11 protein-coding genes are annotated in these 15,800 nt (G+C 62.8%); 10 read left to right on the top strand and 1 reads right to left on the bottom strand.

Annotation, left to right across the window (positions count from 1 at the left end; genetic code table 11):
* The 8 genes from ytfQ to FFM53_RS01705 all read left to right on the top strand — a co-directional run bounded on the left by ytfQ (window position 1) and on the right by FFM53_RS01705 (window position 9,797).
* A complete protein-coding gene (ytfQ, locus tag FFM53_RS01740; protein ID WP_138389220.1) occupies window positions 1-963 on the top strand; it encodes a galactofuranose ABC transporter, galactofuranose-binding protein YtfQ in 963 nt (320 codons plus the stop codon).
* A 229-nt stretch (window positions 964-1,192) separates the two neighbouring features.
* On the top strand, window positions 1,193-2,716 hold the full coding sequence (ytfR, locus tag FFM53_RS01735; RefSeq protein ID WP_138389219.1) for a galactofuranose ABC transporter, ATP-binding protein YtfR: 1,524 nt from the start codon (window positions 1,193-1,195) through the stop codon (window positions 2,714-2,716).
* Window positions 2,713-3,726, top strand: a complete 1,014-nt coding sequence (locus tag FFM53_RS01730; RefSeq protein ID WP_138389218.1) for an ABC transporter permease — start codon at window positions 2,713-2,715, stop codon at window positions 3,724-3,726. The genes ytfR and FFM53_RS01730 overlap by 4 nt, the downstream gene beginning before the upstream one ends.
* Complete coding sequence (yjfF, locus tag FFM53_RS01725; protein ID WP_064648021.1) at window positions 3,723-4,691, top strand: galactofuranose ABC transporter, permease protein YjfF; 969 nt, start codon at window positions 3,723-3,725, stop codon at window positions 4,689-4,691. Before FFM53_RS01730 ends, yjfF begins: the two co-directional genes overlap by 4 nt.
* 16 nt (window positions 4,692-4,707) lie before the next feature.
* The gene (locus FFM53_RS01720) at window positions 4,708-5,493 is read left to right on the top strand and encodes a FadR/GntR family transcriptional regulator (protein ID WP_138329499.1); all 786 of its coding nucleotides are present in this window, start codon (window positions 4,708-4,710) and stop codon (window positions 5,491-5,493) included.
* Between the two features lie 163 nt (window positions 5,494-5,656).
* Window positions 5,657-7,018 carry a bifunctional UDP-N-acetylglucosamine diphosphorylase/glucosamine-1-phosphate N-acetyltransferase GlmU gene (gene glmU, locus FFM53_RS01715; RefSeq protein ID WP_138389217.1) on the top strand — a complete coding sequence of 454 codons (1,362 nt, stop codon included), beginning with the start codon at window positions 5,657-5,659 and terminating at the stop codon, window positions 7,016-7,018.
* Window positions 7,019-7,127: 109 nt separating this feature from the next.
* Complete coding sequence (gene glmS, locus FFM53_RS01710; protein ID WP_138389216.1) at window positions 7,128-8,954, top strand: glutamine--fructose-6-phosphate transaminase (isomerizing); 1,827 nt, start codon at window positions 7,128-7,130, stop codon at window positions 8,952-8,954.
* A gap of 135 nt (window positions 8,955-9,089) precedes the next feature.
* The gene (locus tag FFM53_RS01705; RefSeq protein WP_138389215.1) at window positions 9,090-9,797 is read left to right on the top strand and encodes a DUF502 domain-containing protein; all 708 of its coding nucleotides are present in this window, start codon (window positions 9,090-9,092) and stop codon (window positions 9,795-9,797) included.
* Here the strand turns inward: FFM53_RS01705 and recG are convergent.
* A complete protein-coding gene (gene recG / locus FFM53_RS01700; protein ID WP_138389300.1) occupies window positions 9,794-11,899 on the bottom strand; it encodes an ATP-dependent DNA helicase RecG in 2,106 nt (701 codons plus the stop codon). The genes FFM53_RS01705 and recG overlap by 4 nt on opposite strands.
* 91 nt (window positions 11,900-11,990) lie before the next feature.
* Between recG and FFM53_RS01695 the strand changes: the two genes are divergently transcribed.
* Complete coding sequence (locus FFM53_RS01695; protein WP_138389214.1) at window positions 11,991-12,296, top strand: FAD assembly factor SdhE; 306 nt, start codon at window positions 11,991-11,993, stop codon at window positions 12,294-12,296.
* Complete coding sequence (mfd, locus tag FFM53_RS01690; protein ID WP_138389213.1) at window positions 12,293-15,793, top strand: transcription-repair coupling factor; 3,501 nt, start codon at window positions 12,293-12,295, stop codon at window positions 15,791-15,793. Before FFM53_RS01695 ends, mfd begins: the two co-directional genes overlap by 4 nt.
* Window positions 15,794-15,800: the final 7 nt, after the last annotated feature.

The following is a 15,800-nucleotide window of genomic DNA, read 5'->3' as shown; positions in this document are numbered from 1 at the left end:
ATGAAATTGAAGACTGCACTTTTGAGTGCCACGGTTCTGGCTGCCTGCATGTTCGGTTCGGCTTCGGCCGCCGGCCTCACTGTCGGCTTCTCGCAGATCGGCTCGGAATCGGGCTGGCGTGCGGCTGAAACGACCGTGACCAAGGAACAGGCCAAGAAGCGCGGCATCGATCTGAAGTTTGCCGATGCGCAGCAGAAGCAGGAAAACCAGATCAAGGCTCTGCGCTCCTTCATTGCTCAGGGCGTCGATGCCATCCTCATCGCTCCGGTCGTCGAAACCGGCTGGGACGACGTTCTCAAGGAAGCCAAGGAAGCCGAAATCCCGGTCATCCTTCTCGACCGTACCATCAAGGCTCCCGACGATCTCTACCTGACGGCGGTGACGTCGGACCTGGTCCATGAAGGCAAGGTCGCAGGCGACTTCCTGGTCAAGACCGTCGGCGACAAGAAGTGCAATGTCGTCGAGCTTCAGGGCACCACCGGTTCGTCGCCGGCCATCGCCCGCAAGAAGGGCTTCGAAGAAGCTCTTGCCGGCCACGACAACCTCAAGATCGTTCGCAGCCAGACCGGTGACTTCACCCGCACCAAGGGCAAGGAAGTCATGGAAAGCTTCCTGAAGGCCGAGAATGGCGGCAAGGATATCTGCGCTCTCTACGCCCATAACGACGACATGGCTGTCGGCGCCATCCAGGCGATCAAGGAAGCCGGCCTGAAGCCTGGCAAGGATATCCTCGTCGTCTCCATCGACGCCGTGCCGGATATCTTCAAGGCGATGTCCGAAGGCGAGGCCAATGCCACGGTCGAGCTGACGCCGAATATGGCAGGTCCGGCCTTCGATGCGCTCGAAGCCTATCTGAAGGACAAGAAGGCTCCGGCCAAGTGGATCCAGACCGAGTCGAAACTCTACACGCCGGCCGACGAACCGATGAAGGTCTACGAAGAGAAGAAGGGTCAGGGCTACTGATCTGATGTGACGCCGCTGCACAATTCCTGAAATCGGCATTCGATTTCTGGATAAAATCATGCAGCAATTCAAAGCGCTACAGCGTCCTTATGCGTCTCGAAAAGATGCGGGGCGCTGTAGAACCGCACCGGCCCGTCATGGACCGGTGCGGAACTGCCTTTGCCGCCTTGGGACCTCATGTCCGGCCGCGGCGCGGCTTTTGCCGTCAATATCAGGAAAACAGACCCTTATGATTCACGATTTCGAGAACGTTCTCGCGGCCTCCGGAATATCGAAATTCTTTCCCGGCGCAGTGGCGCTGGATAAGGTCGATTTCACGCTCCGCAGAGGCGAGGTGCACGCACTGCTGGGCGAAAACGGCGCCGGCAAGTCGACGCTGATCAAGTGCATCACTGGCGCCTATCATCGTGACGAGGGCAGCCTGATGCTGGACGACCAGGAAATCAATCCGGCCAATACGCTCGCCGCCCAGAAGCTGGGTATCGGCACGGTCTATCAGGAGGTCAACCTGCTGGCCAATCTGAGCGTTGCCGAAAATCTCTTTCTCGGCCGCCAGCCAAGGCGCTTCGGCATGACCGACGTGCGTGCGATGAACCGCAAGGCGCGCAACCTGCTCACCGGCTACGGCGTCGATATCGACGTCACCGCCGAGCTCGGCCGTTTCTCCGTCGCCGTCCAGCAGGTGGTTGCCATCGCCCGTGCCGTCGATCTCTCCGGCAAGGTGCTGATCCTCGACGAGCCCACTGCAAGTCTCGACAATCAGGAGGTGGCGCTGCTCTTCCGCATCATCGACGACCTGAAGAAGCGAGGCCTTGGCATCGTCTTCATCACCCATTTTCTCGAGCAGGTCTATACGATCAGTGACCGTATTACCGTGCTGCGCAACGGCAAGCTCGTCGGCACCCGCGACGCCGCCGATCTGCCGCGCCAGGGCCTGATCGCCATGATGCTCGGCCGCGAACTGGCGCATGTCGAGGAGACGGTGCGGGAACGCAGCCTTGCGGCCGGCGATGTCCGATACCGTTTTTCAGGCTACGGCAAACGCGGCAAGGTCAAGCCTTTCGATCTTGAGGTGCGCGCCGGAGAAGTGGTCGGCGTCGCCGGGCTGCTCGGTTCCGGCCGCACCGAAACCGCCGAACTGCTCTTCGGTATCGAGCATGCCGATAGCGGCAGCGCCACGATCGACGGCCAGCCGGTGACGCTTTCGAGCCCGCGCGCGGCGATCGCAAAGGGCTTCGGCTTCTGCCCCGAGGACCGCAAGACCGATGGCATCATCGGCGACCTGTCGATCAGGGAGAACATCGCACTGGCGCTTCAGGCCCGCCGCGGCTGGACGCGGCCGCTGTCGCGCGCCGAGCAGAATACGCTTGCCGACCGCTACATCAAGGCGCTCGATATCCGCACCACCGATCGCGAAAAACCGATCCGGCTACTGTCAGGCGGCAACCAGCAGAAGGCGATTCTTGCCCGCTGGCTGGCGACCAATCCGAAGTTTCTGATCCTCGACGAGCCGACCCGCGGCATCGATGTCGGCGCCCATGCAGAGATCATCCGGCTCATCGAAGAGCTCTGCGCCGGCGGCATGTCGCTGATCGTGATTTCCTCGGAACTTGAAGAGCTTGTCGCCTATAGTTCACGTGTCATCGTACTGCGCGACAGACAGCATATCGCCGAACTGACAGGCGAGCGTATCACCGCTGCCGGCATCGTCGAAGCCATCGCCGCCGCCGAACACAAGATGGAGGATGCATGAGGTCCTCGCTGAAAGCGCTGGCATATCGCCTGGCGCCGCAATTGATTGCGCTCGTTGTCATTCTTCTGTTGAATTTCATCACGTCGCCGCAGTTTTTTAATGTCGTGGTTCAGAATGACCGCCTCTATGGCAGCCTGATCGACGTGCTGAACCGCGGCGCGCCGGTGGCGCTGCTGGCGATCGGCATGACGCTCGTCATCGCCACCAAGGGCATCGACTTGTCCGTCGGTGCGGTCATCGCCATCTGCGGCGCCGTCGCCGCTTCGTCGATTGTGTCAGGAAATTCAGTTGCTTATACTATTATCTTGACGCTAGCGATCGGGCTTGCCTGCGGCGTCTGGAACGGTTTCCTGGTGGCGGTCCTCAATATCCAGCCGATCATCGCCACGCTGGTGCTGATGGTCGCCGGCCGCGGCATCGCCCAGTTGATCACCGAAGGCGCCATCCTGACCTTCAACGATGACGGGCTGACCTTCTTTGGCAGCGGTTCGCTGGCTCTCCTGCCGATGCCTGTCGTCATCTGGTTCCTCGTCGGCCTGCTCGTCATCCTGCTCGTCCGCCGCACGGCGCTCGGCATGCTGATCGAGGCCGTCGGCATCAATCGCCGTGCCAGCACGCTCTCCGGCATTCAAACGCCGGTGCTGTTGATGGCGGTCTATATGCTGAGCGGGATCTGCGCCTCGATCGCGGGCATCATCGTCGCAGCCGACATCAAGGGCGCCGATGCCAACAATGCCGGCCTATGGCTGGAATTGGACGCGATCCTGGCCGTCGTCGTCGGCGGCAATTCGCTGCTTGGCGGCCGGTTCAGCATTCTCGGGTCGCTGATCGGCGCGATGATCATCCAGGCGGTGAATACCGGCATCCTGTCGGCCGGCTTCCCGCCTGAATTCAACCTGATCATCAAGGCCGTCATCATTATCATCATCCTCGTCATCCAGTCGCCGGCGGTACAATCGCTCGCCATCTTCGCCAGCCGCCGGCAGGGCGGTAGGGAGCAGCCGAAATGAACTCCAAATACCTGCCGCTGCTTGCGACCATCGTCATCTTCGTGCTCGCCTATGCCGGCTGCGCGTTGCAATATCCGAACATTCTGTCGACGCGCGTCATCGGCAATCTTTTGACCGACAATGCCTTTCTCGGCATCGCTGCCGTCGGCATGACCTTCGTCATCATTTCGGGCGGCATCGATCTGTCGATCGGCTCGGTCATCGCCTTTACCGGCGTCTTCCTTGCGGTGATCCTGCAGAACACCTCGATCCATCCGCTGCTCGCCTTCGCGATCGTGCTCGTCATCACCACTGCCTTTGGCGGTATCATGGGCGCGATCATCCACTATCTCGAAATGCCGGCCTTCATCGTCACCCTTGCAGGCATGTTCCTGGCGCGCGGCATGGCTTTCGTGCTCTCGATCGACAGCATCCCGATCAACCATGAATATTATTCGACGCTGACAAGCCTCTATTATCGTCTGCCGGGCGGCGGGCGGCTGACGTTGATCGGCGGCATCATGCTTCTGGTCTTTGCCGTCGGCATCTTCATCGCCCAGCGCACCCGCTTCGGCACCAACGTCTATGCACTCGGGGGCGGCACGCAGACGGCGCGGCTGATGGGCGTGCCGGTCGGCCGCACGACAATCCAGATCTATGCGCTGTCGGGCTTTCTGGCGGGCCTATCCGGGATCGTTTTTTCGCTGTACACCTCTGCCGGATATTCTCTTGCAGCAGTCGGCGTCGAACTCGATGCCATCGCGGCGGTGGTCATTGGGGGGACGCTGCTGACCGGAGGAGCGGGATTCGTGGCGGGAACCTTGATCGGTATCCTGATCCAGGGGCTCATTCAGACCTACATCACCTTCGACGGCACGCTGTCGAGCTGGTGGACCAAGATCCTGATTGGCCTTCTGCTATTTGCATTCATCCTGATGCAGAAAGCCATCCTGTTCGTTTCCAGTCTGAACAAGAGGTACGCCTGAGGGGGAGACGGATCGCTTGCGCTACAAATTGGACGAGACACGCAAGACGGGGCGCAGAACCCGTACGAGCCATGCCCAGGTCGTCGACGAACTCGGCAAGGCGATCGTCGCCGGCACCTATCCCGTTGGCTCGATCCTGCCAGGCGATACGGAACTGGCGCAGCGTTTCAAAGTGTCCCGAACCGTTTTGCGCGAGACGATGAAGACGCTCGCCGCCAAGGGCATGGTCGTCGCCAAGGCGCGGGTCGGCACGCGTGTGACCGAAAAGAACCTCTGGAACATGTTCGACAGCGAGATCATCGCCTGGCACTTCGACAACGGTGTGACGGAAGAGTTTCTGCTGCAGCTCTACGATATTCGCCTCGCCTTCGAACCCTTCGCCGCCGGTCTCGTCACCGAGCGGGCGAATGCCGAGGATATCGAGATGCTGCGTGGGCTGGCGCTCGAAATGGCAGCGGCTGGTCATACGGCCGACAGCCTCGCACTCGCCGACCTTCGTTTTCACCTGGCGATCGCCGAAGCCTCGCACAATCCCTTCATGCGGACGCTGGGCAGCCTCATCGAAGCGGCTCTCGTCGGCATGTTCCGCATCAGCACGCCGCCATCCGAAAACGGCTTCGCCAATATCGCCGACACCCATATGCGCATCGTCGACGCGATCGTTTCCGGCGATAGCAGTGCTGCGCGCCGCGCGATGGAGGACGTCATCCTGGACGGCCGCCATCATGTGCACGAAGCCTTCGTGGCCCGCGGTTCCGAGGCGGTAATAGGGTCGATTTCGGCCGCAATTTCACCTTTGTGAAGGCTTTGCTTATCGACAGCGCCACGCGTCTTTTCGGAGCCGCAAAGGACGCTGCAGCACTTTGAATGGCTGTATAATTTATCCTCAAATCGATTCCGATTTGGGGAATTTTGCAGTATGAGGCGATAAAGCCGCCTCGTGGCGCGGATTCGCGGAGCAAATCATGGAACGCACTTGTCTTGCCGTCATCCTTGCCGCCGGTGACAGCACGCGGATGAAATCCTCGAAATCGAAGGTGCTGCATCCTGTCGCCGGACGGCCGATGATCGCCCATGTGGTCGAGGCGGTTGCCTCCGCCGGCATCTCGTCCGTCGCCCTTGTCGTCGGCCGCGATGCTGAGGATGTGGCAAAGGCGGCGAGCATCGGCGGCGTCAGCATCGAATCCTATCTGCAGAAGGAACGCCTCGGCACCGGCCACGCAGTGTTGGCGGCCCGCGACGCGATCGCCAAGGGTTATGACGATATCCTCGTCACCTATGGCGACGTGCCGCTCCAGACCGACGGGCCGCTCAAAGCCGCCCGCCAGGGCCTTGCCGATGGCAGCGATGTCGTCGTCATCGGCTTCCACACCGACCGCCCGACCGGCTATGGCCGCCTGCTCGTCAAGGACGGCGAACTCATCGCCATCCGCGAGGAGAAAGATGCGACCGATGCCGAGCGCACAGTCACCTGGTGCAACAGCGGGCTGATGGCGGTCAATGGCCGCAAGGCGCTCGATCTTCTCACGCGCATCGGCAATGCCAATGCCAAGGGTGAATTCTATCTGACCGATCTCGTCGAGATCGCCCGTTCGCTCGGCGGACGCGTGACCGCGGTCGATGCTCCTGAGATCGAGATGACCGGCTGCAACACCCGTGCCGAACTCGCCGTCATCGAGCGTTTCTGGCAGGAGCGTCGCCGTCACCAGATGATGCTTTCAGGCGTCACCATGATCGCGCCGGAAACGGTCTTTCTGTCCTACGATACCACCATCGGCCAGGATGCGCTGATCGAGCCGAACGTCGTCTTCGGTCCCGGCGCGGTGATCGACAGCGGCGCCGTCATTCATGCCTTCTCGCATATCGAAGGCGCCCATGTCAGTCAGGGCGCGACGGTCGGCCCCTTTGCGCGGCTGCGGCCGGGTGCGGATCTCGGTACCGGTTCGAAGGTCGGCAATTTCTGCGAGGTCAAGAACGGCCGGCTGGGCGAAGGCGCCAAGGTCAATCACCTCACCTATATCGGCGATGCCGTCATCGGCGCCGGCAGCAATATTGGCGCCGGCACGATCACCTGCAACTATGATGGCGTCAACAAGAGCGAGACGGTGATCGGCGAAAACGCCTTCATCGGTTCCAATTCCTCGCTGGTCGCGCCGGTGACGATCGGCGACGGCGCCTATATCGCCTCCGGCAGCGTCATCACCGTCAACGTGCCGGCCGACGCGCTGGCGCTCGGCCGTGCCCGGCAGGAGATCAAGCCCGGCCGCGCGACGCTGCTTCGCGAGCGTGCGCTCGCCATCAAGACGGCGAAGAAGGCGAAAGCCTGACAGGCCGTGCGTAACCGGCGGAAATTGAAAGTGACCGCCGAGGTGATTGAGAAATAAGCAGGAATCGTTAGGACTGGCCTCATTGTTGAGGCCTAGTGGGGAATGTTGCATGTGTGGAATTGTGGGGATCGTCGGGACTGCGCCTGTTGCCGGGCGCCTGGTCGATGCGCTGAAGCGTCTCGAATATCGCGGTTACGATTCCGCCGGTGTCGCCACTATTCATGACGGCGTGATGGATCGCCGCCGCGCCGAGGGCAAGCTGTTCAATCTGGAAAAGCGCCTCGACAGCGAACCGCTGCCTGGCACCGTCGGCATCGCCCACACGCGCTGGGCGACCCACGGCATTCCGAACGAGACCAATGCCCATCCGCATTTCGTCGAAGGCGTCGCCGTCGTCCACAACGGCATCATCGAGAATTTCTCCGAGCTTCGCGACGAACTAACCGAAGAGGGTTCGGTCTTCCAAACCCAGACCGACACCGAGGTGGTCGCCCATCTGATGGCGAAATACCTGCGCGAAGGCCTGGAGCCGCGCGCTGCGATGCTGAAGATGCTGAACCGGGTAACCGGCGCTTATGCGCTGGCCATCATGCTCAAGGCCGATCCCGGCACGATCATGGCCGCCCGTTCCGGCCCGCCGCTCGCCGTCGGCTACGGCCGCGGCGAGATGTTCCTCGGCTCGGACGCGATCGCTCTTTCGCCCTTCACCAACGAGATCACCTATCTCGTCGACGGCGATTGCGCCATCCTCACCCGCGACAGCGTCGCGGTGCTCGATTTCGCCGGCAAGCCGGTCAAACGCGCCCGGCAGATCTCGCAGGCGACCGCCTATGTCGTCGACAAGGGCAACCACCGCCACTTCATGGAAAAGGAAATCTACGAGCAGCCGGAGGTGATCTCTCACGCGCTCAGCCACTATGTCGATTTCGCCGAGAATACGATCGGCGCCAATGCCGCCGCGATCGACTTCAAGGCGGCGACCGGCCTGGCGATCTCGGCCTGCGGCACCGCCTATCTCGCCGGCCTCGTCGGCAAATACTGGTTCGAGCGTTATGCCCGCCTGCCGGTCGAGATCGACGTCGCCTCCGAATTCCGCTACCGCGAAATGCCGCTGTCGCCGTCGCAGGCCGCCCTCTTCATCTCGCAGTCAGGCGAGACTGCCGATACGCTGGCATCGCTGCGCTATTGCCGCGATAACGGCCTGAAGATCGGCGCCGTCGTCAATGTCCGCGAATCGACGATTGCCCGCGAATCCGACGCCGTCTTCCCGATCATGGCCGGCCCCGAAATCGGCGTCGCCTCGACCAAGGCCTTCACCTGCCAGCTTGCCGTGCTGGCAGCGCTGGCGATCGGCGCCGGCAAGGCGCGCGGCACGGTGAGTGCAGACGAGGAGAGGGCGCTGGTGCGCCATCTCGCCGAAATGCCGCGCATCATGAGCCGGGTGTTGAACCTCATCCAGCCGCAGATGGAAAGCCTGTCGCGCGAGCTGTCGAAGTGCAAGGACGTGCTCTATCTCGGCCGCGGCACCAGCTTCCCGCTCGCCATGGAAGGCGCGCTGAAGCTCAAGGAAATTTCCTATATCCACGCCGAAGGTTACGCCGCTGGCGAATTGAAGCACGGACCGATCGCGCTGATCGACGAGAACATGCCTGTCATCGTCATCGCCCCTTACGACCGGTTCTTCGAAAAGACCATCTCGAACATGCAGGAGGTCGCAGCCCGCGGCGGCCGCATCATCTTCATCACCGACGAGGCCGGCGCGGCGGCCTCGAAACTGCCGACCATGGCGACGATCACCCTGCCTGTGGTCGACGAAATCATCGCGCCGATGATCTTCTCGCTGCCGATCCAACTGCTCGCCTATCACACCGCCGTCTTCATGGGCACCGATGTCGACCAGCCGCGCAACCTGGCGAAATCCGTGACCGTGGAGTAAGCCTGTAACGCTGCGACCTTCGCTTCGAAACATATTGTGCGGGACCCCGAATTCTGGCAATTTTGGTCTGCGGACAAGGGGGAAGGGCCGGCGTTCCGGCCTGTCCACGACTGAGATGGAGATCATCAGGAAACGATGACCGACAACATCCCCAGAATGCCGGTCGCGACCCGGCTGAGAAATAATTTTCTCGCAGGGCTGATCATCTGCGCGCCGATCGCGATTACCATCTGGCTGACCTGGACCTTCATCCATTGGTCGGACAGCTGGGTCCGGCCCTATATTCCGGCGCGCTGGAATCCGGAAAGCTATCTCAATTTCGCCATTCCCGGTTTCGGCCTGCTGATCGCCGTCGTTCTGATCACCGTCGTCGGCTTTCTCGGCAAGAACCTCATCGGCCAGAGCATCGTCCGTTTCGGCGAATCGATCGTCCAGCGCATGCCGCTGGTGCGCACGATCTACAGAAGCGTGAAGCAGATTTTCGAAACCGTGCTGAAGGAACAGGCGAACTCCTTCAAGAAGGTCGGCCTCATCGAATATCCGGGTCCCGGCCTCTGGGCACTGATCTTCATCGCCACCGACGCCAAGGGCGAAATCGCTTCGAAGTTCAATGCCATGGGCCAGGACATGGTCGCCGTCTTCCTGCCGCCGACGCCGGTGCCGACAGCCGGCTTCCTCATCTTCGTGCCGCGCGAGAAGATCGTCATGCTCGATATGTCGCCGGAAGACGCCGCCAAGTTCCTGATTTCAGGCGGGCTCGTGGCGCCCGAACACAAGCCGGCCGATCCCAAGCAGAAGCATTTGCCACGGCCGAAGCCGGTGGCGGTTTCCAAGGCTGATTAACCCGCTCTAAGAAACCGGATCGCCTCGTCGCGGCGGAAAAGATAGAGCAGGGTGCGGATCGCCGTTCCCCTCTCCGTGGTCAATTCCGGATCGCGCTCGATGAGGTAAGCGGCATCCTTGCGGGCGATCTCCAGCAGGTCGGCATGCGCCTCGAGGCTGGCGATGCGGAAGCCCGGCGTGCCGGATTGCCGTGTGCCGAGCAATTCGCCTTCACCGCGCAGCTTCAGGTCCTCCTCGGCGATGCGGAAGCCGTCCTCCGTCTCTCGCATGATCGAGAGCCTGGCATGGCCGGTCTCGCCGAGCGGCCCCTTATAGAGCAGGATGCAGGTCGAGGCCTCGTCGCCGCGTCCGACGCGGCCGCGCAGCTGATGCAATTGCGCCAGGCCGAAGCGTTCGGCATGTTCGATCACCATGATCGTCGCATCCGGCACGTCGACACCGACCTCGACGACGGTCGTGGCGACGAGAAGTCGGGTCTCGCCGTTCTTGAACGCCATCATCGCCGCGTCCTTCTCCGGCCCGCTCATGCGGCCGTGAATGAGGCCGATGCCGGGGCCAAGTGCTGAGACCAGCGTGGCATGCCGCTCCTCGGCCGACATCAGGTCGAGCTCCTCGGACTCCTCTACCAGCGGGCAGATCCAGTAGGCCTTCTTGCCCTCGGCGATCGCGCTTTGAAGTCGGCCGACGATCTCGCCGGTCCGTTCCATCGGCACGGTGATCGTCTGGATCGGCTTGCGGCCGGCCGGTTTTTCGGTGAGCTTGGAGACGTCCATATCGCCGAAGGCGGCAAGCACCAGGGTGCGCGGAATCGGCGTCGCCGTCATGACCAGCATATGCGGCGAGAGGCCCTTGGCGGTCAGCCGCAGGCGCTGATGCACGCCGAAACGGTGCTGCTCGTCGACGACAGCAAGCATCAGATTGGCGTAGGCGACGCTGTCCTGGAACAGCGCATGCGTGCCGATGATGATCTGGGCAGCACCCGAGGCGATGCGCTCCAGGATTTCCTCCCGTTCGCGCCCCTTGGTGCGCCCGGTCAGCACCTCGATGCTGAGCCCGGCAGCGGCGGCGAATTTCGAGATCGTCGCGTGGTGCTGCCGCGCTAGGATTTCGGTCGGCGCCATCAGCACGGCCTGGCCGCCGCTCTCGATCACCGCCGCCATCGCCATCAGTGCCACCAGCGTCTTGCCAGAACCGACATCGCCCTGCAGCAGCCGCAGCATGCGCTCGTTGCCGGCCATATCCTGCAAAACCTCGGCGATCGCCTCGTTCTGGCTGCCGGTCAGCAAGAAGGGCAAGGTCTTCAGGATCTTGCCGCTGATGGCGCCGGTGGCATGCACCGGCTGGCCCGCCACCTTGCGTAGCCGCTGCCGCACCAGGCTCAGCGACAGCTGGCCGGCGAGGAACTCGTCATAGGCAAGCCGCCGCCGGGCAGGGGCCTGCGGGTCGATATCGCTGGGATCGCGCGGCTCGTGCAGCATGTGGAAACTGTCGCGGATCGACGGCAGGCCTTGCTTCTCAGTCAGCGCCAGGTCGATCCATTCCGGCAGCTCGGGAAAACGCGGCAGGCCGGCGTCGATGATCTTGCGGAGCGTCTTCGGCGAAAGCCCCGCCGTCAGCGGATAGATTGGCTCGACGAGCGGCAGGCTCTCCGCCTCGTCGGCCCTGACGATATAGTCGGGATGCACCATCGAGGCACGGCCGTTGAACCAGTCGATCTTGCCGCTGACCGTCACCTCCGCATCAACAGGCAGCTGCTTTTCCAGCCACGCCGCCTGTCCGCGGAAGAAGACCAGCGTCAGTTCGCCGGTCTCGTCATGCAGGAAGACGCGGTAGGGGATATTGCTTTTGCCGCCCGGCGGCACCTGATGGCGGTCGACGCGCGCCGTGATCGTCACGATCGCGCCTTGCGGCGCGCGGGCGATGCCTGGCTGGTTGCGCCGGTCGATCAGCGAGAAGGGCGCGTGGAAGAGCAGGTCGATGACCCGGCAATCTTCCAGCGTCTCGCGCCCGAGCAGCTTGACCAGCAGGTCGGCGATCTTCGGGCCGACGCCCGGAAGGCCCGAAATAGGGGAAAACAGAGGATCGAGAATGGCGGGGCGCATGCGGCCAAAATGCGATGAACAATGCGGCCTTGGCAAGGCTGACAAGCCGCTTTCCAGGGTCTATAGAGGCGCATCAACAGGAAGGTATGCCATGACAGGTGTCACGCTCACCAGTGCCGGTCTCGACCTGCGCCGCCGCCGGATCCTTTTCCGCTGCTGGCATCGCGGCATCCGCGAAATGGATCTGGTCTTCGGCCAGTTCGCCGAATCTGAGATCGCCAGGCTGTCGGAAGCCGAGCTCGACGAGTTCGAGACGATCATGGCGGAAGAGGACAATGATCTCGTTCGCTGGGTCATGGGAACATGGCCGGTGCCTGAGCGTTTCCAGACACCGATGTTTGCCCGCATCGCCGCCTACAAGCCCGATTTTGACAAGCCCCTCAGGACGCCGGAATGATCCCTGGTTTCGATGCGAAGAAGCTTGCGGCCATTGGCGAGCCGCTGACGATCGGCAATGTGCCAGCAGGTCTTGAAACGCTGCTGCTCGCCGAGCTCGCCCGAACGGGAGAGCCGGTCGCCTATGTCATGTCCGACGGCCACCGCATGGCCGATCTGGAGCAGATGCTGGGCTTCGTCGCCCCCGACATTCCGGTTCTCACCTTGCCGGCCTGGGACTGTCTGCCCTATGACCGCGTCTCGCCGAGCGCCGACACCTCGGCCCGCCGGCTGGCTGCGCTCGGCGGCCTCATCGCCCATCGCAAGAAGCCGCATGCGGCAATCGTGCTCGTGACCGCCAATGCCATGCTGCAGAAGGTAGCGCCGCAGGATGTCATCGAAAGCCTGAGCTTTTCGGCCCGCCCTGGCAACCAGTTGCGCATGGACGATCTCGCCGGTCGCCTGGAGCGCAATGGCTTCGAGCGGGTCGCCACCGTTCGCGAGGTCGGCGAATATGCCGTGCGCGGCGGCATTCTCGACGTCTTCGTGCCGGGTTCCGAAGAGCCGGTCCGCCTCGATTTCTTCGGCGACACGCTGGAGAGCATCCGCAGCTTCGATCCGGCCAGCCAGCGCACGACAGGGCAGGTGCGCTCCCTCGATCTCAACCCGATGAGCGAGGTGACGCTGACCCCGGATACGATCAGCCGCTTCCGCAAGAATTACCTCTCCGCTTTCGGCGCGACCACACGCGACGACGCGCTCTATCTCGCCGTCTCCGAAGGCCGCCGTTACCCCGGCATGGAGCACTGGCTGCCGCTTTTCTACGAGAAGCTCGATACCGTCTTCGATTATTTGAGCGGCTTCCGGATTGTCATCGACCATACGGTGCGTGAGGCCGCCGAAGAGCGCTCCAAGCTCGTTTTCGACTATTACGACGCCCGCCTGAATTCCGGCCAGCCGGCCAAGGGGATGACGCAGGGCACGCCCTACAAGCCGGTGACACCGGGCCAGCTCTATCTCGACAGCAAGCTTTTCGTCAAAACCCTCGACGCACTCGGCGCGATCCGTATCAGCCCCTTCAACGAGCATGAGGGCGAGGCGCGCCGGGTCGTCAATGTCGACGCCCGCCAGGGCCAGCGCTGGGCCCGTTCGAACGCCGAAGGTGGCGGCGATGCCGAACGCATCAACATCTTCGACGTCGTCGTCAAGCATATTGCCGACCGCCGCGCCGCCGGCGCGAAAGTGCTCGTCACAGCCTGGACCGAAGGTTCGCTGGAACGCCTGCTGCAGGTGCTGAACGAGCATGGCCTGGAAAAGGTCAAGTCGATCGAGGCGCTGAAGGATGTCGGTTCGCTGGCGAGAGGCGAGGCGGCGGCTGCCGTGCTCAGTCTCGAAGCCGGCTTCGAGGCCGGTGACCTCGTCGTCATCGGCGAGCAGGACATCCTCGGGGACCGCATGGTGCGCCGCTCCAAGCGTCGCAAGCGCGCAGCCGATTTCATCTCGGAAGTCGCGGGCCTCGACGAGGGCTCGATCGTCGTCCACGCTGAACACGGCATCGGGCGCTTCATCGGGCTGAGGACCATCGAGGCGGCAGGCGCCCCGCATGCCTGCCTCGAACTGCAATATGCCGACGAGGCCAAGCTGTTCCTGCCGGTCGAAAACATCGATCTGCTTTCGCGCTATGGCGGCGAGGGGACCGAAGCGCAGCTCGACAAGCTCGGCGGCGGCGCCTGGCAGATGCGCAAGGCCAAGCTCAAGAAGCGCCTGCTCGACATGGCCGATGCGCTGATCCGCATCGCCGCCGAGCGCCTGACGCGCCATGCGCCGATGCTGACGACGCCGGAAGGTCTCTACGACGAATTCGCCGCCCGCTTCCCCTATGACGAGACCGAGGACCAGGAAAACGCCATCGAGGCGGTGCGTTCCGATCTCGGCGCCGGCCGGCCGATGGATCGCCTCGTCTGCGGCGACGTCGGCTTCGGCAAGACCGAAGTGGCGCTGCGCGCCGCCTTCGTCGCCGCGATGAACGGTGCGCAGGTCGCCGTCGTCGTGCCGACGACGCTGCTTTCCCGCCAGCATTTCAAGACCTTTTCCGACCGTTTCCGCGGTCTGCCGGTGCGCATCCAGCAGGCCTCTCGCCTTGTCGGCGCCAAGGAGCTGGCGCTGACCAAGAAGGAAGTGGCGGAAGGCAAGACCGATATCGTCGTCGGCACCCATGCACTGCTCGGCGCTGGCATCAAATTCGCCAATCTCGGCCTGCTCGTCATCGACGAGGAACAGCATTTCGGCGTCAAGCACAAGGAGCGGCTGAAGGAGCTGAAGAGCGACGTGCACGTGCTGACGCTGTCGGCAACGCCGATCCCGCGCACGCTGCAGCTTGCCATGACCGGTGTGCGCGAACTGTCGCTGATCACCACGCCGCCGGTCGACCGCATGGCGGTGCGCACCTTCATTTCGCCCTTCGACAGCCTGGTCATCCGCGAGACGCTGATGCGCGAGCATTATCGCGGCGGCCAGAGCTTCTATGTATGCCCCAGGCTTGCCGACCTCGAGGACGTGCATGCCTTCCTGCAGTCGGATGTGCCGGAGCTGAAGGTCGCCATCGCCCATGGCCAGATGCCGGCCGGCGAACTCGAAGACATTATGAACGCCTTTTATGAAGGCCGTTACGACGTCCTGTTGTCCACAACCATCGTCGAATCCGGCCTCGACGTTCCCACAGCCAACACGCTGATCGTCCACCGCGCCGACATGTTCGGCCTTGCCCAGCTCTATCAGCTGCGTGGCCGCGTCGGCCGCTCGAAGGTGCGCGCCTTCGCGCTCTTCACCCTGCCGGTCAACAAGGTGCTGACGGCAACCGCAGAACGTCGCCTCAAGGTGCTGCAGTCGCTGGATACGCTTGGCGCCGGTTTCCAGCTGGCGAGCCACGATCTCGATATCCGCGGCGCCGGCAACCTGCTCGGCGAGGAGCAGTCCGGCCATATCAAGGAGGTCGGCTTCGAGCTATACCAGCAGATGCTGGAAGAGGCGGTTGCCGAGGTCAAGGGTGTCGACGAGATCCACGATACCGGCTGGTCGCCGCAGATCTCGGTCGGCACGACGGTGATGATCCCGGAAGGCTACGTGCCCGATCTGCACCTGCGCATGGCGCTCTACCGCCGCCTTGGCGAAATCACCGAGCTCAAGGAGATCGACGGCTTCGGTGCCGAGATGATCGACCGCTTCGGCCCGATGCCGATCGAAGTCCAGCATCTGCTGAAGATCGTCTACATCAAGTCGCTCTGCCGCACCGCCAATGTCGAAAAGCTCGATGCCGGCCCGAAGGGTGTCGTCGTGCAGTTCCGCAACAAGGAATTCCCCAATCCGGCAAACCTCGTCGGTTATATCGGCAAGCAGGGCACGATGGCGAAGATCCGCCCCGACCACAGCCTGTTCCTGACCCGCGACCTGCCGACGCCGGAAAAACGCCTGCAGGGTGCCGCGGTCATCATGACGCAACTGGCAGAACTCGCGAAATAGAGCAATT

The sequence above is a fragment of the Rhizobium indicum genome (assembly GCF_005862305.2).
GTDB lineage: Bacteria > Pseudomonadota > Alphaproteobacteria > Rhizobiales > Rhizobiaceae > Rhizobium > Rhizobium indicum.
Note: the sequence above shows the minus strand (reverse complement) of the source record. Positions and strands in the feature narration are given on the sequence as shown.